Source organism: Vibrio nitrifigilis (assembly GCF_015686695.1).
Lineage (GTDB): Bacteria > Pseudomonadota > Gammaproteobacteria > Enterobacterales > Vibrionaceae > Vibrio > Vibrio nitrifigilis.
The window spans coordinates 3,026,806-3,050,269 of sequence record NZ_JADPMR010000001.1 but is presented as its reverse complement, the minus strand read 5'-3'; the positions used below and the strand labels follow the sequence as shown (position 1 = coordinate 3,050,269).

The window sequence follows — 23,464 nt, the reverse complement described above, 5'->3', positions numbered from 1 at the left end:
TTCATCGTATTACACTCATTATTTGCTGTTTAATGCTAGGAGCATGCAGTCAAGGAATCGCGCCAGCGAAAGACCGTACTGATATTCCCTGTAGCCAAAAAGCCAGCTGCGTTTCCACATCAGACAGCCGAGAAGATTTTTATCTTGCGCCCTATATTTTGCGACCCGGTGTGACATTAGACCAAGTCAAACGAGTAGTGCTGACCCTTCCCGGAACAAAAATAGCGGATAGAGACAAAGACTCTCAGTATTTACGAGTTGAATGCACCTCAAAAATACTCCGTATAGTTGATGACTTGGAGTTAAAGTTAACGGATTTTCAATTAGTCGTACGCTCTCAATCTCGTGCAGATTATCCCGATTTTGGCGCCAACAGACGTCGAGCTGAAACGCTACGTGACAAATTGGATTTAGCGGGACTTTTAGACGAGCCCTAAGTTAAACGTATCGATTCAAATAGAAAGGTCGTGTTAAACTATATTTATATTTGAATTTAATGAGTGGAGAGTGGCGGCAACTTAACGATAAGTTGTGCTCTCAACATGATTTCCAACCGATAGAGATTATCCATGAAAATTGGCATCATTGGCGCGATGGAGCAAGAAGTCGCAATCCTTAAAAACGCAATGCAAAACGCTGAGCAAGTAAACAAAGCGGGCTGCACATACTACTGTGGTCAAATCAATGGCGCAGAAGTTGTACTTCTTCAATCAGGGATTGGTAAAGTATCTGCTGCTGTCGGCACTGCCATTTTACTTAGTGATTACCAACCGGATGTCGTGATTAACACTGGCTCTGCGGGCGGCTTTGATACTTCCCTAACAATGGGTGATGTAGTCATTTCAAGTGAAGTTCGTCACCATGATGCAGACGTAACGGCTTTCGGTTACGAGATGGGGCAAATGGCAGGCCAACCTGCAGCATTTATGGCTGATGAAAACCTTATGTCAGTGGCAGAAAAAGCCCTTGGTACAACGGATAAACACGCAGTACGTGGCTTGATCTGTACTGGTGATGCCTTTATTTGTAAGTCAGAGCAACAAGAATACATCCGTAAGCACTTCCCATCAGTGGTTGCTGTTGAAATGGAAGCGTCCGCGATCGCCCAAACTTGTCACCAATTTAATGTGCCATTTGTCGTTGTTCGCGCTATTTCTGATGTTGCGGATAAAGAGTCACCAATGTCATTTGATGAATTCTTACCACTTGCAGCACAAAGCTCTTCAGAAATGGTTCTGAAGATGATCGAACTATTAAAATAAGTGCAGGCTAAATGGACGAATTTTTTCATTCTGTCTATACCAATGGTGCGCTCTTAGCCTTATGGGGCGCACTACTATTTCATTTAATCATCCCCATTCCTCATAGTGCTCACCCTGTTACCTTATGGCATAAGTTTGCAGAGCTATTAGCTGACAAGGTCAACCGTAATAATACATATCAACAAAGTTATATATCCGGCACACTCGCTTGGTTATTTATGTTGTTACCAACATTAGCGGTATTGATTGCATTAAAAATGTTAGTTTGGCAACCCGCTCTATTTGAACTTGCACTGTTATTGCTCGCAATTGATTGGCGCACACAAGAGGGATTAACCAAACACATTTCACTCGCCCTAGCCGAACAAGACAAGGTGGCAGCAAGGGATAAACTCTCGGTTTATGTCAATCGTGATACTTCACGTCTATCCGCTCTTGGCCTAGGAAAAGCTACCGCCGAAACTCTAATCATGGGCTTTGGACGTAATGTCATTGCCGTATTATTTTGGTATGGGATTTTTGGCGGGATTGGGGCTCTCACCTACCGACTATTAGCCGAACTGGCTCGCGCTTGGTCACCAACACGGGATAATTATTCCCCGTTTGGTTTCCCTGTTGTTCGAGTTGTCGCGGTTTTAGATGTTATCCCTCTGCGTTTATTTAGCTTATTGCTACTCGTTGGAAAGCAGAGCGGATATGTATGGCAAAAAATGCGCGAACAAGCACCGACATGGCCGCTTCCAGGGCCAGCATGGCTGCTCTGCGTCGTTGGTAACAAACTCCAGTTGGCACTTGGCGGTCCCGCTATTTACGGTAAAAAGAAAGCTGTGCGTAGTAAAATTGGTGGACGAATCGCTCCTGCCGCGCTTCATCTTTCCCAAATTCAAAGCCTGCTTGCTTGGCGATCATTTATCTGGATTCTGCTAGAAAGCCTGCTCATGCTTGCTATCTACCACGGAGTATAATTTCTTGTTGTTTATTCGCCTATTTATGTCTTATGGCGCAATATGTTTAACCGCATTATTGTTTATTGCCAGCTCTGCTGTTTATGCCTCTACCCCGCAAAGAATCATTAGCTTATCACCTCATGCTACAGAGCTAGCCTTTGCTGCTGGACTAGGAGATAAGCTGATTGCTGTTAGTGACTACAGCGATTATCCCCCCGCAGCGCAAAAGCTGGAAAAGATTGCGAACTACAAAGGCATCAATGTCGATAGGATCGTAGCGCTACAACCCGATCTCATTATTACTTGGCCAGAAGGCAATCCGGTACGAGAGATCAATAAATTAAAGCAGATGGGCTTTCATCTCTACGCATCCCATGTCCAAACACTGGCAGATATCAGCAAAAATCTTATCGATTTAAGCCAGTTTGCAACTAATCCCAGTATTGGCCAACAAGCAGCTAAAACATTTAACTCACAACTGAAAGCACTCAAGCAACGTTATAGTCATCAAACACCCGTTCGTTATTTTTATCAGCTCAGTCAAAAACCGATTATTACTGTGGCTCAAGATAACTGGCCGAGTGAAGTCTTCTCTTTTTGTGGCGGTAAAAATGTATTTGGTGACAGCCCCAGTCCCTATCCGCAAGTTGGTATAGAACAGGTCGTCCTCGCCCAACCCGATGTTATTTTCACCTCAGAACATGCGATGACTGACGGTTCAATGTGGCAAGAATGGAAAAATGAAATTCCAGCTGTCGGTCATCATCGGGTTTGGTCGCTTCATTCTGACTGGCTTAATCGCCCAACTCCGCGCACCTTACGCGCGATTAAAGAAGTCTGCCAATATTTCGCTCAAGCACGAGAAAATCTGACCAGAAAATAGTAGCCGATCGCCCACTAAATCTCGTACAATCCGTGGCCGATTGACTTCCCTAAATGACAAGAGCGCGATTAACGGTGGATATTTCATTACTCTACTCTATTGACCTATTTGGTACGGCGATATTTGCCGTTTCTGGTGTCCTACTTGCTGGTCGCTTACGTATGGATCCATTTGGGGTAATCGTTCTCGCCAGTGTTACTGCGATTGGCGGCGGTACTATTCGTGATATGGCCTTGGGCGCAACCCCTGTCTTTTGGATTCGTAACACCAGCTACCTGTGGGTTATTCTAATCACTTGTATTATTACTATGTTGATCGTTCGACGCCCTAAAAGAGTAGCTTGGTGGATTCTGCCTGTCTGCGATGCTATTGGGCTTGCTGTTTTTGTCGGTATTGGTGTCGAAAAAGCCATGAGTTATCAAAGTTCACCGCTCGTTGCAATTATTATGGGCGTTCTAACTGGCTGTGGCGGTGGTATCATTCGTGATGTGCTGGCGAGAGAAATCCCAATGGTGTTGCGTAGTGAAGTTTACGCAACAGCTTGTATTATAGGCGGTGTATTTCACACCTCTGCGCTCGCATTAGGCTATTCATCCGAAACTGCCCTTTTATCTGGTATATCGTCGACACTTATTATTCGGTTAGGCGCTATTCGCTGGCATTTATCACTACCAATCTTTGCTCTACAACGTTAATAACCTATACCCAAATGCTCGCAAAATGCAGAATTCAGAGCTTGATCAACGAACCTAGATCAAGCTCAATCAAGGTAGGAATGCTCATTCTCTTTCAATGTGGAGTGACTGGAGCTTCATGCCCAAATACGAATACATTCTCGCTGAAACAGCCTCTTGAGGTTAGTCGGGTATAGAATAAGAAAACTCGGTAAAATCAGTTAACAGCAGTTGAAACCATTTGTAATATTCGCTGTTAATGAATAAATATCACTGTTGCTTTTCACCACTTAGGTGTAGCCTTAATGACATGGTCTGAAGCACAGACTCAATCAACAACTGACGGTGTTCACCGTTTATTTATATATCAAAGTTAATCAAAAGAGATACGATTGTTATGCAAGGGATTCTATCCATCCAATCACATGTGAGTTATGGCCATGCAGGGAATAGCAGCGCTGTTTTTCCAATGCAACGAATGGGGTTTGAAGTCTGGCCAATCCATACTGTCCAATTTTCTAATCATACTCATTACACACAAGGATGGACTGGACATGCCTTTACTGCTGACGATATTGCTGAAGTCGTTCGTGGTTTGGCTAACCTTGATGTATTAACCGAATGCCAAGCTGTGGTTACAGGTTACCAAGGGACTGCAGAGCAATGTTCTGTCGTCGCCGATACAGTAGCGAAAGTAAAACAAGCCAACCCAAATGCTCTTTATGTCTGTGACCCGGTTATGAGTAATCCTGAGAAAGGATGTATTGTGGCACCGGGGATCACTGAACAATTGATTAATACCTTGATTCCAATTGCTGATGTCATTGTGCCAAACCAGTTCGAGCTTTCACAAATTGCGAATATGGAAATTAATAGCTTAGAAGATGCCGTCAAAGCTTGTCATAAGGCGCTGACTAAAGGACCTAAACTTATCATTGCTAAACATCTACATGGTATCGATAAACAGAATTTCAATATGATGCTAGCCACCAAAGATGGCGTCTATTTGGCAAAACGCCCTCTTTATCAGATTTGTAAAGAGCCCATCGGTGTAGGCGATTTAATCACATCAATCTTTACTGCAGGTTTACTAAAAGGCTGGTCTCCACTACAAGCATTCCAACACTGCCATGATGCAGTGCATGGCGTTCTAAAAACAACCTTTAAAAGCGGAGAATGGGAATTGCAAACGATTGCAGCACAAGATGAACTCATCAATCCTAGTGAACACTTCCCGGCAGAATTAGTCGAACAACATTCCGAAAGTTACGCGTAATCTATCATAATGCTTAATTATCCCATCGAGCCTCGCTATTTACGCGGGGCTTTTTATCGCTCTCCAAACTCTATTTGATCATATCAACCAAGATATTGATCACAATTCCATCTGACCAAGCCACTTAAATAAAGTTTTTTATTTACTTATATAGCTCCACGTGACTATATAAACAAAAAACTTTATTTAAGTGGAGAAATGTTATATGCCAAGCTATGTTGAACACACCAATGTCACTGTAAAAAATATCGATGAAGCTATTGAGTTTATTCAATTGGCATTACCTGATTTTAAAGTACGTCATCAAGGAGAAAATGGTTACCGCTGGGCACATATCGGAACACAGGATAGCTACATTGCATTACAGGAAATGACCGATAAAGAAAATAGCAATCGCACACCATATAACGATGTGGGTATTAATCATATTGGAATAGTCGTAGACGATGCCCTTGCTGTAGAGCAAAGACTATTAGATGCGGGTTACCGACTTAATGAAATTAATGAAAACAGCCAATATAGAAAACGAGTCTACTTTTTTGATAACAGCGGGATCGAATGGGAATTTATCCAATATTTTTCAGCTGATAATGCGCTAAAAAATCACTACCCATCTTAAGACTAATTTGCTTAAATGAGGCCGTCAGCAGTATGAGAAAGCGCAATGTTATTGGAAGGATTAGAAACATTACTGGTACTTAGTAAAGAAAAAACCATGAGCCGAACTGGGGCATTACTATATATCAGCCAATCCGCTGTCAGTAAGCGCATCGCCAACCTAGAACAAAAGTTAGGTAAAAAACTTATCGTTCCAGCCGGGCGCCATATTAAGCTCACCGCTGATGCCGAACAGTTAATTGCGAATATCGAACCAACATTTAATGAACTACGCGGATTGATGTTTGATCAACAAACTCTTGAGGATCACACCCCGATCAGGCTCGACTGTTCTGAAACATTGGTTGCAGGTTATATTAATCAAGTAATTGGTGAATATAGAAAACTCGATCCTCACTTTACGATCACGACCAACCACACTCCGCGAATTATTGATAATGTAAAATCAGGACGAGCAACCATTGGTTTTTGTGCTGGGCATTTATCAGCAAACCATGGTTTACTGGCTTTTCACCTCTGTGACGAGCCTTTCTTGATCGTCAGTCATCAACCTTTAACCACACTCCCTAGTGAATTGATCACCAATGACCTAGTGAATACGGCCAATACATATCAAAGTTCCATATTGGCAAAGCTGGGAATTCACCCAATGATGCAAATGGACTCTTACACAGCAGCGGCGCAATTAGCTCTTGGGGATACCGCTCCAGCCCTTGTTCCTCTCTCAGTGGTACAAACGTTACGCATCGATGCCAAATACTGTTTTGATTTTCCGCAATTAGCGCAATTAACTCGCCCGATACACATTTGTGTTCGAGCGAATACTTACCGTTCAACACGTGTTAAAAGATGGATTGAAACCATTGCTGGTACTGTTCCAACAGCAACTTTAACGCCATAATTAGACACATGATAATCACCAATGGACGAATCCACTTTTGTCCTTTGGCGATAACGACCTTCGCCCCTAATCGCCCACCTAAGAACTGTCCAACAGCCATCACCAAACCGATTTTCCATATTGGCAAACCAGCAATTAAGAAAAAAGTTAGCGCTGCAATATTAGAGGTAAAATTTAAAACTTTCGCCCGCGCTGTGGCTTGCACCAGATTACAATGCCCCAATAAGATAAAGCATACGGCAAAAATTGAGCCTGTTCCTGGCCCAAAAAATCCATCATAAAAACCAATGCAAGTTCCCACAGTAAGGGCAAACCACAAAGGGTTTAGTGGTTGTTTACTGCTATCTCTGCGCGTTTGTGGCGCTAATAAAAAATACAAAGATATGGAAATGAGTAAGCCAGGAATAAGCGTGGTCAGTACTGAGGCATCAATGCGCTGGACTAACTCGGCCCCCGTTGCTGCCCCAATGTAAGTGCAAACAATCGCAAGCCCCATTTCTTTTAGTTTGACGTGCCCATTACGGATAAAATATAGCGAAGCAGAAAAACTACCAAATGAACTTTGTAATTTATTCGTTGCCAGCGCTTGAGCTGGAGAGACACCAGCAGCAAGCAAAGCAGGTAAAGTAATTAACCCTCCACCACCAGCCATCGCATCGATAAACCCCGCGGCACCTGCAACAAAAAACAACATCGTAAGTACTTGTAACGAAACGTCCATTAACCCTCTGAAGATACAACTAACAAAAGGCGCAAATTATCACTGTCATTAATCAATAAACAGCGAAAGTGGCGACACTGATCTATTCCAATTTTTCATTATTTAACTAGGTTCTAAAATAATCGAATATTTGGTTATAATCAGCAAAATAGCAATAAAAAAGCCCACCATAAGGTGGGCTAAATTAAGTTCAATGCTTGACTAACTAGTTAGTATCATGCCTGATTTTCGCGAACTAATGCGTGCAGCTCTTGTACTGAACGAACTGCTGCTTTTGCGTCTGCAGTGTGTGCCATACAGGTTGCAAATGCCGCGTTAAGAGTCGTAGTGTAGTTCACTTTTTCAAGCAAAGCACCACGGCGAAGTACTTTTGAATCTTCAATCGCTTGACGACCAGCTGCCGTATTTACAATGTAGGTATACTCATTGTTCTTGATACGGTCAAGAATGTGAGGGCGACCTTCATGTACTTTGTTAACAAGACGAGGGTTAATACCAGCTTCGCCAAGAATAACAGCTGTACCGTGAGTGGCATCAAGTTTGTAACCAAGCTTAACGAGCTTAGATGCAAGGTCTACAACACGCTCTTTATCACCATCACGAACAGAAAGAAGCGCACGCCCCGCTTCTGGGTAGTAACTACCACAAGCCATTTCTGCTTTTGCGAAGGCTTCAGCGAATGTTTCACCAATCCCCATAACTTCACCCGTTGAGCGCATTTCAGGGCCTAACAGTGGGTCAACGCCAGGGAATTTGTTAAATGGCAGAACCACTTCTTTCACTGCGTAGTAAGGTGGGATAATTTCTTTCGTGTAACCTTGTTGTTCAAGTGTTTGACCAACCATGACACGAGCAGCAATTTTCGCTAACTGAGCACCCGTTGCTTTTGATACGAATGGAACCGTACGTGCAGCACGAGGGTTCACTTCAATCAGATAGATTTCGTTATCTTTAACTGCAAACTGAGTATTCATTAGACCGCGAACGCCAAGTTCAAATGCCAGTTTTTCAACTTCTTCACGCATTTTATCTTGAATTTCATGGCTTAGCGTGTAAGCAGGAAGCGAACATGCAGAGTCACCAGAGTGAACACCCGCTTGTTCAATATGCTCCATGATACCACCGATAAGCACACGCTCACCGTCACAGATAGCATCGATATCCACTTCCGTTGCATCATCTAGGAAACGATCAAGAAGGACTGGTGATTCATTAGAAACACTTACCGCTTCATTGAAGTAACGACGCAGGTCTGCTTCATCGTATACGATTTCCATTGCACGGCCACCCAATACATATGAAGGACGAACCACTAATGGGTAACCAATCTCTCTTGCTTTTTCTACTGCTTGATCAATCGCTGTAACCGTTGCGTTTTCAGGCTGTTTCAAACCTAGACGTTGAACAGCGTGTTGGAAACGTTCGCGATCTTCAGCACGGTCGATAGCATCTGGGCTAGTACCGATAATTGGCACACCAAATGCTTCAAGTTCACGAGCCAATTTCAGAGGAGTTTGACCACCGTATTGAACAATCACACCTTTTGGTTTTTCAACACGTACAATTGAAAGAACATCTTCCAGAGTAACGGGCTCGAAGTACAGGCGATCTGATGTATCGTAGTCAGTTGATACTGTTTCTGGGTTACAGTTCACCATGATGGTTTCGTAACCGTCTTCACGCAGTGCTAGTGAAGCGTGTACACAACAGTAATCAAATTCGATACCTTGACCGATACGGTTTGGACCACCACCCAGAACCATTATTTTCTCACGATCAGTTGGGTTTGCTTCACACTCTTCATCGTAAGATGAGTACATGTAAGCAGTATCTGATGCAAATTCAGCCGCACAAGTATCCACGCGTTTGTATACAGGGTGAATATTGTATTGGTCACGTACTCGACGAATTTCTTTTTCAGCTACGCCAAGCAGTTTAGATAAGCGAGCATCGGCAAAACCTTTACGCTTAACACGACGCAGTACATCTTCAGTTAAACCAGCAAAACCACCCGCTTTAATATCAGCTTCTAGTTGAATTAGCTCTTCAATTTGAACCAAGAACCAGCGGTCAATGTTAGTTAGATTGAAGATGCCATCAACAGACATACCTGCACGGAATGCATCAGCAATATACCAGATACGCTGAGCGCCAGCTTCTTTTAGCTCATAACGAATCTTAGTTAATGCATCAGGCGCTTCAAGATCAACCATACTATCGAAACCAGTCGCGCCTACTTCAAGGCCGCGAAGTGCTTTTTGCAGTGATTCTTGTTGGTTACGACCAATCGCCATCACCTCACCCACTGATTTCATCTGAGTGGTGAGACGGTCGTTAGAGCCATTAAATTTCTCGAAGTTAAAACGAGGAATCTTAGTAACAACGTAGTCGATAGTAGGTTCGAATGATGCTGGGGTAGCGCCACCAGTGATGTCGTTCATTAGCTCGTCTAGGGTGTAGCCGATCGCCAATTTTGCTGCCACTTTTGCAATAGGGAAACCTGTTGCTTTCGATGCAAGTGCAGAAGAACGAGATACACGAGGGTTCATCTCGATGATAACCATGCGGCCATCTTTCGGGTTGATACCAAACTGAACGTTTGAACCACCTGTTTCAACACCAATTTCACGCAATACCGCTAGAGAAGCGTTACGCATTAATTGGTATTCTTTATCTGTAAGCGTTTGCGCAGGAGCCACTGTGATTGAGTCACCAGTGTGGATTCCCATTGCGTCAAAGTTTTCGATAGAACATACGATGATACAGTTGTCGTTTTTGTCACGAACCACTTCCATCTCGTACTCTTTCCAACCGATAAGTGATTCATCGATTAATAGCTCATTGGTTGGAGATAGGTCTAAACCTCGACGACAGATATCGTCAAACTCTTCTTTATTGTATGCGATACCACCACCAGTACCACCCATGGTAAATGAAGGGCGGATGATACAAGGAAAGCCAACCATCTCTAGGACTTTGTAGGCTTCTTCCATGCTTTTTGCAGTATCAGCACGAGGACATTCAAGACCAATCGACTTCATCGCTTTATCAAAACGAGAACGGTCTTCCGCTTTATCAATCGCGTCAGCAGTTGCACCAATCATCTCGACATTGAATTCAGCCAATACACCGTATTTTTCTAAATCCAAAGCACAGTTCAGTGCTGTTTGACCACCCATGGTTGGCAGAATGGCATCAGGGCGTTCTTTCTCAATAATTTTGCGCACAACTTCCCAGTTGATTGGCTCGATATAAGTCGCATCAGCCATCTCTGGGTCAGTCATGATAGTTGCAGGGTTTGAGTTCACAAGGATAACTCGATAACCCTCTTCGCGCAGCGCTTTACAAGCTTGAGCACCTGAGTAGTCAAACTCACAAGCCTGACCGATAACAATAGGACCAGCACCTAAGATTAGAATGCTCTTTATGTCAGTACGTTTTGGCATTGTTTACTACTCCAAATTAAGCGCGGTGTTGTTGAATCAAATCGATAAAGTGGTCAAATAATGGCGCAGCATCATGTGGACCAGGGCTCGCTTCTGGGTGACCCTGGAAACTAAATGCTGGCTTATCTGTACGATGAATACCTTGTAGAGAACCATCAAACAGCGATTTATGAGTCGCACGTAGATTGTCAGGTAACGTCGCTTCATCAGCAGCAAAACCATGGTTCTGCGAAGTAATCATCACTACATCACGATCTAAGTCTTTTACTGGGTGGTTAGCACCGTGGTGACCAAACTTCATTTTGATAGTTTTAGCGCCAGACGCCAAAGCCAAGATTTGGTGACCTAAACAGATACCAAATACTGGAATACCTTTATCTAAGAAAGTCTTAGTCGCTTCAATCGCGTAAGTACATGGTTCTGGGTCACCAGGGCCATTTGATAAGAAAATACCGTCAGGATTCAACGCTAACACTTCTTCTGCTGAAGTTTCAGCAGGAACAACCGTTAGTCGACAGCCTCGGTCAACAAGCATACGTAAGATGTTACGTTTTGCTCCAAAGTCATAAGCAACAACATGATAAGGTAATTCACTATCATCTTTTGCTTGTGGTAAACCATTCTCTAGTGACCAAGAGCCTTGTTTCCAAGGGTAAGCTTCTTTTGTGGTTACTACTTTCGCTAAATCCATGCCTTTTAGGCCTGGGAATTCTTTTGCCTTAGTTAGAGCTAAAGCTTCATCCAAGTTATCACCAGCAACGATACAACCGATCTGAGCACCTTTTTCACGTAATAGACGAGTCAACTTACGTGTGTCGATATCAGCAATACCAACAATATTGTTATCTTTAAGGTAATCAGAAAGGGATTTTTCGCTGCGGAAGTTAGAAGCAATAAGAGGGAGATCGCGGATCACAAGGCCTTGAGCATGAATCGCAGTGGATTCTTCATCTTCGGTATTGGTACCGGTATTGCCAATGTGAGGATAAGTAAGAGTAACGATTTGTTGAGAATAGGAAGGATCAGTGAGGATTTCTTGATACCCCGTCATCGAGGTATTAAAAACGACTTCACCAACGGATGAACCATCTGCGCCGATGGACACTCCGCGGAACACTGTCCCATCTTCTAGGACTAACAGTGCTGATTTACTCAAGACAACCTCCAGAATAAAAATGCAAAAAATTTAAATTAAACTTCACATTTGCCTTCCATTTCGCGATTTAAAATTGCTTTTGGGTCTTACAGACAAATTGGCGGTATTCTAATTAGCACAACGAAACCTGTCAATATTGAGTAAAAAATAAAATGAATATTTCTTGGTTTATTTAAAGATTTTGCGTAAAAAAGGTGAAAACGATGCTTTTTCTATTATCCCTTTCTAATGTGAATGAGATATGACTAAAAAACCACCACCACATACTCCCCAGAGAACGATAGCGAATTTACCCACATAAGCAAACGATATCACCACAAACTTAATAATAAAAAATAGGAACTAGAAACAAAAAAGCATTCATAAGCGACAAAAAACACAATTAAATGCACCAGAAATTGCTTTTTTAGACCAGTTATTTTTTCTAATAAAAAAACGAGTAATGGATAGATAAAAAAAAGCGCCACCCTTAGGTGACGCATAATTATGTATTTTACAAACTATTCAGTTCAAGAACTTCGGTCATCGTATAAAAGCCTGCTGGTTTGTCCGCTAACCAGATAGCTGCACGCACAGCACCATTAGCAAATGTCATACGATCGGTCGCCTTATGAGTAATCTCTACACGCTCACCGATATCAGCAAACATCGCAGTATGTTCACCAACAATGTCACCCGCTCGAATTGTCGCAAAACCAATTTCGTCACGAGTACGTTCACCCGTAATACCTTCACGAGCATAAACAGCAACATCACTGAGCTTATTGCCCATCGCTCCTGCAATAGCCTCACCCATACCGATAGCAGTACCAGATGGTGCATCGACTTTATGACGGTGATGCGCTTCAACAATTTCGATATCGCAGTAATCACCCATCACTTTCGCCGCTTTTTCAAGCAGTTTAAAAACAAGGTTTACTCCAACACTGTAGTTGGGAGCCATTACGATAGATATTTCTTTCGCTGCTTCGTCGATTAAAGTACGTTCTTCATCACTAAAACCAGTAGTACCAATGACCAGTTTTTTATTATATTTCTTACAAAGCTCAATGTTTGCCAGAGTACTTTTAGGTGCTGTGAAATCAATAATTACATCAAATTGTTCGATGGACTGCTCTAAATTATCGACGAGTGATACATCCAAACGGCTTTCACCACACAGTTCACCAATATCAACTCCAACTAAAGAAGACTCAGGGCGCTCTGAACCAGCACCAACACTTGAGTTAGGGTTGTGATTTGCCGCTTTTACAAGATTTCTTCCCATTCGACCAGCAGCGCCAGCAATTGCAATTCTTACCATTGCATTATTCTCCATTCTCTTAAACCGGCTTAATATTGTTTGCTCGGTGTTCCAACTGTATCTATCTAAACTACCAACTATCCGAATGTCTTGCTAGCACTTAGCAAAACTCTTTCATCACTTGCTCTAAAACTGGCACATTCGCTTCAGGAAAAGTGTAATCAGATAACGATTCGACTGCGACCCAAAGGCCTTCCTGCCCTTCTTTTCCATAAGGCTCATGATTAAAAGCAGTAATTGTTTGAAAATCAAATTTGAGTGACTTCTCAGGATAATCAAACTCTAACTGTTGGAAAGACTGTTGCGCTGTGACTTCAATGCCAATCTCTTCAAACAATTCTCGACTCATTGCTACTTCAACAGATTCACCCGCTTCCACTTTTCCACCAGGAAACTCCCAAAAGCCACCTTTATGTTTATCACTTGGACGCTTGGTAATAAATACATGTGTTTGGGCTGGGTTTAAAATAATACCAGCAACAATATGCGTGCGTTTCATATTCTTCCTTCGACTCATTGAAGCGTAAAACTCATCTGGGACGTCATTTTATCTAAAAAAAGAGTCGCCTTAGCGACTCTTTTTTATTTATCAATAGGATCAGTGAGTGATTCTACCGTGACAATGTTTGTATTTTTTACCACTACCGCATGGGCATGGATCATTACGGCCAACTTTTGGATAATCACGAGTGATCGGTTGTCCATCATTCACATTATCTTGCTCGCTCATTTCACCATTATGTTCTTTAGCCAAACGAGCAGCTTCTTCTGCCTGAGCAATACGCTGAGCTTCCATTCGTTCGACTTCTTCTTGTTGTTGAACTCGAACTTTAGACAGCACCATAATGACATCCGCTTTCAACGCATCAAGCAGACCTTCAAACAGTTCAAACGATTCACGTTTGTACTCTTGTTTTGGATCTTTTTGAGCATAACCACGTAGATGGATACCTTGACGCAAATGATCCATCGCAGCCAAGTGCTCTTTCCACAATGTATCCAGTGTTTGCAACATGACTGATTTTTCGAAGTTGCGCATCACTTCAGAGCCAACCGCTTCTTCTTTTTCACCGTAGACACGAACCGCTTCTTCTACAACACGTTCACGTAGCGTTTCTTCATGAAGACTATCGTCTTCGTCTAACCATTTCTGAATCGGAAGTTCTAGATCAAAGTCGTTTTTCAAGCGTTCTTCTAGACCAGAAATATCCCACATATCTTCCAAACTTTGTGGCGGAATAAATTGGTCAATAACAGCGTGCAGTACGTCTTCACGATGTTGATTAAGCATTTCACTAATATCATCAGTGCCAAGTAAAGCATCGCGTAGTTCGTAAACCACTTTACGTTGATCATTAGCGACATCATCGTATTCAAGTAATTGTTTACGAATGTCGAAGTTACGACCTTCTACTTTACGCTGAGCTTTTTCAATGGAGCGCGATAGCATTTTACTTTCAATCGCTTCACCTTCTTCCATACCGCTCTGAATTAGGCTGGCCATACGGTCAGAGGTAAAGATACGTAATAAAGTATCTTCCATCGATAAGTAGAAACGAGTTGAACCTGGGTCACCTTGACGGCCAGAACGACCACGCAACTGGTTATCGATACGACGAGATTCGTGACGTTCAGTACCAATGATATGTAAACCACCCGCTTCTAGTACTTTCTCGTGAATTTCTTTCCATTCCGCTTTGATCTTGTCGATCTGCTCTTGAGTCGGCTCATCCAGAGTTTCAACTTTAGATTGCCAGCTACCACCCAATACAATATCGGTACCACGACCTGCCATGTTAGTTGCAATAGTCACAACACCAGGCATACCAGCACTTGCTACAATTTCCGCTTCTTTTTCATGGAATTTAGCGTTCAGTACATTGTGTTTAATCTTAGCTTTCTTCAATGCGTTTGATAACAGCTCTGATTTTTCAATCGAAACCGTACCAACCAAAACAGGTTGACCTTTCTCAACACATTTCTGAATATCTTGAATGATTGCAGCAAATTTTTCCGCTTCAGTACGATAAACCATATCAGGCATATCAATACGACGGATTGGGCGGTTAGTCGGAATAACCACGGTTTCTAAACCGTAAATTTGTTGGAACTCAAATGCTTCAGTATCAGCAGTACCGGTCATACCTGACAGTTTTTCATACAAACGGAAATAGTTCTGGAACGTAATAGATGCCAGAGTCTGGTTCTCGTTTTGAATTTTTACGCCTTCTTTTGCTTCTACCGCTTGGTGTAAACCATCAGACCAACGACGACCTTCCATCGTACGGCCTGTATGTTCATCAACGATAACCACTTCGCCTTTTTCATTTACGATGTAGTCAACGTCACGTTCGAACAATACGTGAGCACGCAGCGCTGCATTCACGTGGTGTAGCAGACTGATATTGGTCGGAGAATATAGCGTATCGCCTTCTTCCATTAGACCGTTAGTGACAAGTAATTCTTCAACGTACTCTTGACCCGTTTCAGTCAAGTAAACTTGCTTAGATTTCTCATCAACGGTGTAGTGGCCATCACCACGGTATTCTTCTGAGTCTTCTTGATCTTGTAATTTCAGGTATGGAATCAGGGTATTGATGCGCGCATACAGCTCTGAACTGTCTTCAGCAGGACCCGAAATAATAAGAGGAGTTCGCGCTTCATCAATTAATATTGAGTCAACTTCATCGACAATGGCAAAGAAGCGCTCACCTTGAACACGGTCTTCAACACGAAATGCCATGTTGTCACGCAAATAGTCGAAACCAAATTCGTTATTTGTTCCGTAAAGAATATCCGCTTTATACGCTTGTTGTTTCTCATGAGGCGGCATGTTTGGCACGTTAACACCAACGGTCATACCTAGGAATTCGAATAAAGGACGGTTAGTTTCCGCATCACGTTTAGCCAAGTAATCATTGACTGTAACGATATGAACCCCTTTCTGAGGAAGAGCATTAAGATAGGCAGGCAATGTCGCGGTAAGGGTTTTACCTTCACCAGTGCGCATTTCAGCGATTTCACCGCTATTTAGCACCATTCCACCAATAAGCTGTACGTCAAAGTGACGCATACCATAAATACGTTTAGAGGCTTCACGAACAGTTGCAAATGCTTCAGGAAGAAGTTGGTCTAGAGTTTCACCTTGCTCTAGACGTTGGCGAAATTCTGCAGTTTTTGCTTTTAATTCTTCATCGGAGTAAGCTTCAAAAGCTGGCTCGTAGTTATTGATTTCTTTAACAATCTTTCTCAAGCTACGCAATGTACGATCATTACGACTGCCAATTACCTTTGTCAGTAACTTAGTTATCATTTCTTGTGGATCTCTCTGTAATTAGATCGTCATCGATCGACTTCTTAATGCCTTTAGTCTCTTTCTGTTATCAACTAAGGATACTGAGATAAGTCATATGTCTTGATATATGGTGATGACAATGTTCATTTTCAAGGCATTTAGATATAAGTAGCGCCTAGTTTAAGGAATTTTTGTCCCTACGACCAACAACAATCCTCTGTGTTTCGATCTTACTTGGGAATTTGTGTACTTAACCTAAGGTTTTTCACTTGATCTATCAATAGTTGAGCAGTTTGAATGCCGTATAAATGAGCAAAAAACGCACATATCGGCAAGTAATGTTTGGACAAGACTCATTATTGTTATTTGACGATATTTTCGACTAAAACTTTGCCATCAACAAATGACTAGCCTCACGGCTATTAGACATGCGATCATAGGCTATGTTTATATAATAAAGACGACCATCATAGGATTATCCCAATGAGAGATCATAGACCGACCGCAACAACTGAGTTAGTTGATGGGTCTCGCTTTAAAAAACTACAAGAACACGCAGGTGAGATCTTAATGATCAACCAAGCACTAAAAAAGATCTTGCCGAGAGGGACAGAAGATCATATTCGTGCGGCAAATATTCGCCATGGTCAACTGGTGATCGAAGCAGCCAGTGCTGGGTTAAAAATGAAGATCGAACGTGATCGATTAAATATCCTAAATCAATTGCGAAATCATGGATTTGCTAAATTAATTTCAATTGAAATACGCATAAACCCAGCGATTTACCGAATTAAGAACAATGACGTTGAAACGCAAAAAGAGGCAAAGTCACGCCCCCCAATTTCGGAAGATGCCGCTGGATATTTATTGGCAGTGGCTGAACATGCTCCAGACAAAATCCAGAAGCGACTCCAGCGACTTGCCGATATGGCAAAGAAGAGATAAAAATCTTAGGATCAAAAAAGCCAGACTTACGTCTGGCTTTTCAAATAATTCTTTCAGTTAAAACAGATAAAAGCGTTTAATCCAACCGTTTAAATCTATTTCAATTATGCTAGTACAGTATTAGGTTCAGCAAACATTACCGGAGAACCAACTTCTTCTTCGAATGTTGCCCATTCCCAAGCTTCTTGATTTGCTAACAATGCACGCAATAGTTGGTTATTCAAACCATGACCTGATTTAAAGGCACGGAATTCCCCAACAATTGGGTGACCGCACATATATAAATCGCCAATTGCATCCAATACTTTGTGCGTAACAAATTCACTGTCAAAGCGCAGACCATCTTCATTCAAGATTCGGTAATCATCAAGAACGATTGCACAGTCAAAGCTACCACCTAAACATAAATTCTGTGATTGAAGGTACTCAATATCACGCATAAAACCAAAGGTACGTGCACGAGAAATGTCTTTCACAAAACCTTGAGAAGAAAAATCAAACACCATGTGCTGCCCATCACTATCGATAGCAGGGTGATTAAATTCAATCTCGAAATCCATTTTGAAACCATTGTGGGGAAGAATTTCTACCCACTTATCACCATCTTCGATACGAACTGGTTTCTTAACACGGATGAAACGTTTTGGCGCATTGAGTTCTTCTACACCCGCTTGTTGTAGAAGGAACACAAATGGACTCGCGCTGCCATCCATGATTGGGATTTCTGGTGCATCAACTTCAACAATCAGGTTGTCAATTCCCATCCCAGACAATGCTGAACTTAAGTGTTCAACCGTGGAGATGCGCACACCTTCATCGTTCACTAGTGCTGTACACAGCATAGTATCGCGAACGTCTTCAGGATTAGCAGGAAAATCAACTGGTGGATTCAAGTCGGTACGACGGTAGATAATCCCAGTATTTGCAGCAGCAGGGCGAAGAGTTAATGTGACTTTACGACCAGAGTGTAATCCCACCCCAGTTGTTTTCACTATTTCTTTCAGAGTACGTTGTCTGATCATCTACTTGCCTCAAATTAGTGCCACAAAGCTCGACTCATAGGTGAGCCGAGCGACATCCTACCAGAATTTTGAACAGTGTCAAATTGTGGCGATTATTTAATCAGCCTGACGACGTAGGAATGCTGGAATATCCAAGTACCCACTTTCTTTCTCTGGTTTTGGAGCTGTGCTCTGATTACCAGAAGAAGCGTTTGCAGTCGAAGCCGGAGTTTCCGTTTTCTCTTGCACAGGCTGTGCCACTTTTTCTTCCACTTTCGCAGCCACTTGTTGCTGTGGTTGTGCTGGAGCAGAAGCTTTTGCTTTGCCACCAGCGACTAGTGTGATGTCAGGGCGTTTTTCAGTGCCGATGCCGGTTGCCACAACAGTAACTCGGATTTCATCAGCCATATCTGGGTCAAGTGAAGTACCGATAACCACAGTTGCGTTATCTGATGCGAAAGCTTTAACGGTGTTACCCACTGTTTCAAACTCATCTAGACGCATATCCAAACCAGCAGTAATGTTAACCAGAACACCACGAGCGCCAGCCAAATCGATATCTTCTAGAAGTGGACTGGAAATTGCCATTTCCGCCGCTTCTTCCGCACGATCTTCACCATTTGCTACACCGCTACCCATCATCGCGTGACCCATTTCTGACATCACAGTACGAACGTCAGCAAAGTCGACGTTAATCATACCCGGACGAGTAATCAGCTCAGCAATACCCTGTACTGCATTTTTCAGTACATCGTTCGCGCTAGCAAAAGCTTCAAGTAGTGTAATGCCACGACCTAACACTTTTAGCAATTTTTCGTTAGGAATAGTAATCAAAGAGTCAACATGCTTAGAAAGCTCTTCAATTCCTTGCTCCGCGAAAGATAAGCGTTTCTTACCTTCAAAGCTAAATGGTTTAGTCACAACAGCGACAGTTAATACACCTAGGTCTTTAGCAACTTCAGCGATCACTGGAGCAGCACCAGTACCTGTACCACCGCCCATACCAGCTGCGATAAATACCATATCGGCACCAGTTAGAACTTCTTTAATGCGATCTTTATCTTCGAGAGCTGCATCACGTCCAACTTGAGGGTTTGCACCCGCACCCAAACCTTTTGTGATGTCGCCACCAATTTGAATGACAGTGCTAACGCTGGCCTTGCGAAGTGCTTGTGCATCTGTATTGATACTGATGAATTCCACGCCTTCGATGGACTCACGCACCATGTGTTCTACGGCATTACCGCCGCCACCACCAACCCCAACGACTTTAATTACAGCATCGTCAGACATTTCCATCATCGGTTCAAACATGTGTTATCTCCGTTTTTCCTGCAACTCAGGTTAAAACTCTTTTTGTATCCAATTACGCAAGCGACTGAAGAGGCTTGAAGACGGAATCTGGCGTTTAGGCTCCTGATAATCCGTCTCATCACTCATCTGCACATCTCTTGCATAATGAAGTAAACCCACTGCCGTAGAATGATACGGCTCTTTAACGTAATCAGTAAGGCCACTCACTTCGAGTGGTTTGCCTACTCTTACTTGATTGCGGAATACGCGTTCCGCACACTCAACTAATCCTTCGATTTGCGCAGCACCGCCAGTCAAAACAATCCCTGCAGCAAGGTGATGCTTTATACCATCCTTACGCAATTGTTCTTGCACCGAATCAATCGTCTGATTAACCATACCCATTAATTCAGTGTAGCGAGGCTCAATCACTTCCGACAAGGTTTGTCTTTGTAAACTTCTTGATGGGCGACCACCGACACTCGGAACGTTCACCGTATCATCTTTACTAACCAGTTCACTTAAAGCACAGCCATATTTGACTTTGATTTCTTCCGCGTCACTGACCGGAGTACCAAAGGCAAATGCGATATCACTAGTGACGGCATTACCTGCATACGAAAACACTTCTGTATGTCGCAATGCTCCACCGGTCCAAACTGCGATATCCATGGTGCCCGCGCCAATATCAACCACGCACACACCTAGCTCACGCTCATCTTCGGTGATAACAGCATTACTTGCTGCTAAACCTGAATATACTAATTGTTCAACTTTTAACCCGCAACGCTCAACAGCTTTAATGATGTTTCTTGCCATATCATTATGACAAGTGATCAGGTGCACACTCACTTCCATGCGTACTCCTGATAAGCCTAGCGGATTTTTAATTCCTTCTTGGTAATCAATCGTAAATTCTTGCGGAATGACATGCAAAATTCGCTGCTCTTCACCAATTTTAATTGATTTAGCGGTATGAATAGCACGATCCATGTCGTCTTGGGTCACCTCTTCGTCAGAAATGGCCCCCATACCTTTTTCAATACGACTTGCAATATGCTTGCCAGAAATCGAAAGAAAAACATTACTAATTTGGCATTCCGCCATTAATTCAGCTTGATCGATAGCTCTTTGTACCGATTTTACGACCGACTCCAAATCATTGACACCGCCCTTATCCATTCCACGTGAAGGACTCGTACCCGCACCAATGATATTAATCTGACCATCAGGAAGCACTTCTCCTACCAACGCAGATACGGTGGCAGTACCAATGTCCAAACCAACAATGAGGTTGTCTTCGGCAGTTTTAGTCATCAGCCTTCTCTTGTGTTAACTCTTGCTCAGGAATCCAGCCTACAGCGGCTCCTGTATCATAGCGTAGGTCTATATAACTGATACGCTCAACGCTATCGCCTAATTTTTTGTACAGTAAAAAGAATCGTTGAATACGTTCGTCTAACGATTCTTTACCCAATTCTAAACGAATGCCGTTATCTAAAATAATTTGCCATGCGCGGCGTTCATTAAGCAGCAATGAAGATATGTGTAAACCTAATTGCTTAAATTCTGGATTATATTTCTGCCATACTTTTAGAACCTCAGGAGCGGTCCCTTTAGGTCCATACAGCTTAACGTGCTCATCTTTGACTAAGGAAACGTCACCGTGAAACACTTTTCCTTTACCATTTAGTAAAGCGTTACCGTTCCAGAAAGCGGTAACATGATATTCGGTCAGAAAGACTTTGATCGTATCGGGCCACTGCTTGCGAATAGAAGCATGTTCCACCCAAGGGATGCTTTCGACGCTTTTCTGTAAGTCATCAATATTCTGCGACATAAAAGTGCCAATATGATCTAACTGTCCGAAAGCGTGCTGTACGTCTTGTGGAGTCACGTACTTTAAATCACCTTGCAATACGATTTTTGAGAGAGGAAGACGTTGATCATCCCACATCCAACTGACCGTTGAGTACAACAAAATGCCAATCAACAGTAATACCGCGAGTAAAAACAGTCCGCCAGGGGCGTGACGTCTCATAAGCGGAGAACTGGATAGTCGACGGCCTTTGGCTAAAGCTTGATATATCAAAGTCCGATTATCCTGTTAACGACTGGCAATTTAATTCCCTATTTTTAATTGTAATAGAGGTAAAATCATTAGCTGTAACTTTCGGATTATACTGAGGTCATTAAAAGTATCAAACACTGTTATAAAGAAATCTGCGATTGATACAAAGATGAGCAGCAAATAAACCGAAACCATATAACTTATCTTAGTTTTGTTGCATCTTTTCGATGTTTAATTGCAATGCAGCTAATTGTTTAGCTACTTTGCCTATATCCCCAGCCCCTTGAGTCAATACTAAGTCACCATCTTGTAATACATTTGCTAATACCGACGGTAAAGTATGGCTATCTGGAACAAAAATGGGGTCAACTTTACCTCGACTGCGAATCGTCCGACATAAAGAGCGCCCATCAGCACCTGATATTGGTTTTTCGCCTGCTGGGTATACATCCAACATAAGTAGCACGTCAACTTGTTCTAAAACGTTAGCAAAATCATCATATAAATCGCGAGTTCGTGTATAACGATGCGGCTGAAAGATCATCACTAGACGTTTATCAGGCCATCCATTACGTGCTGCCTTAATAGTCACACCAACTTCTGTTGGGTGATGTCCATAGTCATCAACTAGCATAGCTTTACCATGGCCAGTTTCAAACTCTCCAAGCTGATCGAAACGTCGCCCGGTGCCCTGTGTGCTTTCCATGGCGCGAAGAATGGCTTCATCACTAATATCATCTTCGGTTGCCACTGCAATGGCAGCAGACGCATTAAGTGCATTATGACGTCCAGGGATATTTAAGGTTATATCTAAGTTATCACGTCCTTGACGTACCACTGTAAATTTACCTTGTTGACCTTCTTGACGATAGTTTTCAATCCTAACATCAGCATCTTCCGAAAATCCATAGGTAATCACTTGGCGGCTGACTCGTGGAATTAACTCGCGCACAACAGGATCGTCAATGCACATCATAGCTTGACCATAAAAAGGTAAGTTATGAAGAAAATCCACAAAGGTTTGCTTCAAGGTTTCAAAATTACCACCATATGTATCCATATGATCAGCTTCGATGTTAGTTACAATTGTCACCATAGGCTGTAGGTACAAAAATGACGCATCGCTTTCATCAGCTTCAGCAATCAGGATTCGACTTGAACCTAAACGCGCATTTGTACCTGCACTTTTCACCAAACCACCGTTAACAAAGGTAGGATCTAAGCCAGCTTCATTATAAATTTGAGTGACAAGTGCTGTTGTGGTGGTTTTACCATGTGTTCCGGCTACAGCAATACCATGGCGATAACGCATTAATTCAGCCAACATTTCAGCACGACGTACTACTGGAATACGTTTTTCACGAGCCGCGGATACTTCCGGGTTGCTCTCATTAATCGCAGTAGAGACCACAACAACACTCGCCTGATCAATGTTTTCAGCCGCATGACCAATATGGATGTAAGCGCCTTTTTCAGTTAGACGCTGCGTCACCGCATTCTCAGCAATATCAGACCCCGTAATCTGGTAACCTTCATTAAGAAGAACCTCGGCGATACCGCTCATTCCTGCGCCACCAATACCAACAAAGTGAATGCATTTAACACGACGCATTTCAGGGATGATTGCTCTAATCTGAGCTAAGTCTGGAGTATGTTTAACTGTCATGAATTT

At 42.7% G+C, this 23,464-nt stretch carries 20 protein-coding genes; 9 read left to right on the top strand and 11 right to left on the bottom strand.

The window, feature by feature from the left end:
* The first annotated feature begins 32 nt into the window (after nucleotides 1-32).
* The 8 genes from I1A42_RS13685 to I1A42_RS13650 all read left to right on the top strand — a co-directional run bounded on the left by I1A42_RS13685 (nucleotide 33) and on the right by I1A42_RS13650 (nucleotide 6,561).
* Nucleotides 33-437: a DUF1499 domain-containing protein gene (locus tag I1A42_RS13685; protein ID WP_230389505.1), complete on the top strand. Its 405-nt coding sequence runs from the start codon at nucleotides 33-35 to the stop codon at nucleotides 435-437.
* 132 nt (nucleotides 438-569) lie between these two features.
* Nucleotides 570-1,262, top strand: coding sequence for a 5'-methylthioadenosine/S-adenosylhomocysteine nucleosidase (gene mtnN, locus I1A42_RS13680; protein ID WP_196123736.1), 693 nt, complete (start codon nucleotides 570-572; stop codon nucleotides 1,260-1,262).
* Between the two features lie 11 nt (nucleotides 1,263-1,273).
* Nucleotides 1,274-2,227 carry a cobalamin biosynthesis family protein gene (locus I1A42_RS13675; protein WP_196123735.1) on the top strand — a complete coding sequence of 318 codons (954 nt, stop codon included), beginning with the start codon at nucleotides 1,274-1,276 and terminating at the stop codon, nucleotides 2,225-2,227.
* A 25-nt stretch (nucleotides 2,228-2,252) separates the two neighbouring features.
* Nucleotides 2,253-3,092, top strand: coding sequence for a vitamin B12 ABC transporter substrate-binding protein BtuF (btuF, locus tag I1A42_RS13670; RefSeq protein ID WP_161153146.1), 840 nt, complete (start codon nucleotides 2,253-2,255; stop codon nucleotides 3,090-3,092).
* Nucleotides 3,093-3,166: 74 nt separating this feature from the next.
* Entirely contained in the window at nucleotides 3,167-3,787 is a 621-nt protein-coding gene (locus tag I1A42_RS13665; RefSeq protein ID WP_161153147.1) for a TRIC cation channel family protein, read from the top strand.
* A 376-nt stretch (nucleotides 3,788-4,163) separates the two neighbouring features.
* Complete coding sequence (pdxY, locus tag I1A42_RS13660; RefSeq protein WP_161153084.1) at nucleotides 4,164-5,042, top strand: pyridoxal kinase PdxY; 879 nt, start codon at nucleotides 4,164-4,166, stop codon at nucleotides 5,040-5,042.
* 205 nt (nucleotides 5,043-5,247) lie between these two features.
* Nucleotides 5,248-5,661: a VOC family protein gene (locus I1A42_RS13655; protein ID WP_161153085.1), complete on the top strand. Its 414-nt coding sequence runs from the start codon at nucleotides 5,248-5,250 to the stop codon at nucleotides 5,659-5,661.
* 45 nt (nucleotides 5,662-5,706) lie between these two features.
* On the top strand, nucleotides 5,707-6,561 hold the full coding sequence (locus I1A42_RS13650) for a LysR family transcriptional regulator (RefSeq protein ID WP_161153086.1): 855 nt from the start codon (nucleotides 5,707-5,709) through the stop codon (nucleotides 6,559-6,561).
* Here I1A42_RS13650 and I1A42_RS13645 read toward each other — a convergent pair.
* The 6 genes from I1A42_RS13645 to secA all read right to left on the bottom strand — a co-directional run bounded on the left by I1A42_RS13645 (nucleotide 6,503) and on the right by secA (nucleotide 16,500).
* On the bottom strand, nucleotides 6,503-7,282 hold the full coding sequence (locus I1A42_RS13645) for a TSUP family transporter (protein ID WP_161153087.1): 780 nt from the start codon (nucleotides 7,280-7,282) through the stop codon (nucleotides 6,503-6,505). The genes I1A42_RS13650 and I1A42_RS13645 overlap by 59 nt on opposite strands.
* 215 nt (nucleotides 7,283-7,497) lie before the next feature.
* Complete coding sequence (gene carB, locus I1A42_RS13640) at nucleotides 7,498-10,728, bottom strand: carbamoyl-phosphate synthase large subunit (RefSeq protein WP_161153088.1); 3,231 nt, start codon at nucleotides 10,726-10,728, stop codon at nucleotides 7,498-7,500.
* Between the two features lie 16 nt (nucleotides 10,729-10,744).
* Nucleotides 10,745-11,884 carry a glutamine-hydrolyzing carbamoyl-phosphate synthase small subunit gene (gene carA / locus I1A42_RS13635; RefSeq protein WP_161153089.1) on the bottom strand — a complete coding sequence of 380 codons (1,140 nt, stop codon included), beginning with the start codon at nucleotides 11,882-11,884 and terminating at the stop codon, nucleotides 10,745-10,747.
* 493 nt (nucleotides 11,885-12,377) lie between these two features.
* Complete coding sequence (gene dapB, locus I1A42_RS13630) at nucleotides 12,378-13,187, bottom strand: 4-hydroxy-tetrahydrodipicolinate reductase (RefSeq protein ID WP_161153090.1); 810 nt, start codon at nucleotides 13,185-13,187, stop codon at nucleotides 12,378-12,380.
* 100 nt (nucleotides 13,188-13,287) lie between these two features.
* Nucleotides 13,288-13,686, bottom strand: coding sequence for an 8-oxo-dGTP diphosphatase MutT (gene mutT, locus I1A42_RS13625; protein ID WP_161153091.1), 399 nt, complete (start codon nucleotides 13,684-13,686; stop codon nucleotides 13,288-13,290).
* A gap of 99 nt (nucleotides 13,687-13,785) precedes the next feature.
* Nucleotides 13,786-16,500: a preprotein translocase subunit SecA gene (gene secA / locus I1A42_RS13620; protein WP_161153092.1), complete on the bottom strand. Its 2,715-nt coding sequence runs from the start codon at nucleotides 16,498-16,500 to the stop codon at nucleotides 13,786-13,788.
* 465 nt (nucleotides 16,501-16,965) lie between these two features.
* Between secA and I1A42_RS13615 the strand changes: the two genes are divergently transcribed.
* Nucleotides 16,966-17,427, top strand: a complete 462-nt coding sequence (locus tag I1A42_RS13615) for a DUF721 domain-containing protein (RefSeq protein WP_161153093.1) — start codon at nucleotides 16,966-16,968, stop codon at nucleotides 17,425-17,427.
* A 104-nt stretch (nucleotides 17,428-17,531) separates the two neighbouring features.
* Here the strand turns inward: I1A42_RS13615 and lpxC are convergent, their stop codons facing one another.
* The 5 genes from lpxC to murC form a co-directional block, all read right to left on the bottom strand.
* Nucleotides 17,532-18,449: a UDP-3-O-acyl-N-acetylglucosamine deacetylase gene (gene lpxC, locus I1A42_RS13610; protein WP_161153094.1), complete on the bottom strand. Its 918-nt coding sequence runs from the start codon at nucleotides 18,447-18,449 to the stop codon at nucleotides 17,532-17,534.
* Nucleotides 18,450-18,545: 96 nt separating this feature from the next.
* On the bottom strand, nucleotides 18,546-19,742 hold the full coding sequence (gene ftsZ, locus I1A42_RS13605) for a cell division protein FtsZ (RefSeq protein WP_161153095.1): 1,197 nt from the start codon (nucleotides 19,740-19,742) through the stop codon (nucleotides 18,546-18,548).
* Between the two features lie 30 nt (nucleotides 19,743-19,772).
* A complete protein-coding gene (gene ftsA / locus I1A42_RS13600; protein WP_161153096.1) occupies nucleotides 19,773-21,038 on the bottom strand; it encodes a cell division protein FtsA in 1,266 nt (421 codons plus the stop codon).
* Nucleotides 21,031-21,762, bottom strand: coding sequence for a cell division protein FtsQ/DivIB (locus tag I1A42_RS13595; RefSeq protein ID WP_408063532.1), 732 nt, complete (start codon nucleotides 21,760-21,762; stop codon nucleotides 21,031-21,033). Before I1A42_RS13595 ends, ftsA begins: the two co-directional genes overlap by 8 nt.
* Nucleotides 21,763-21,997: 235 nt before the next feature.
* Complete coding sequence (gene murC, locus I1A42_RS13590) at nucleotides 21,998-23,458, bottom strand: UDP-N-acetylmuramate--L-alanine ligase (RefSeq protein ID WP_161153098.1); 1,461 nt, start codon at nucleotides 23,456-23,458, stop codon at nucleotides 21,998-22,000.
* Nucleotides 23,459-23,464 lie beyond the last annotated feature (6 nt).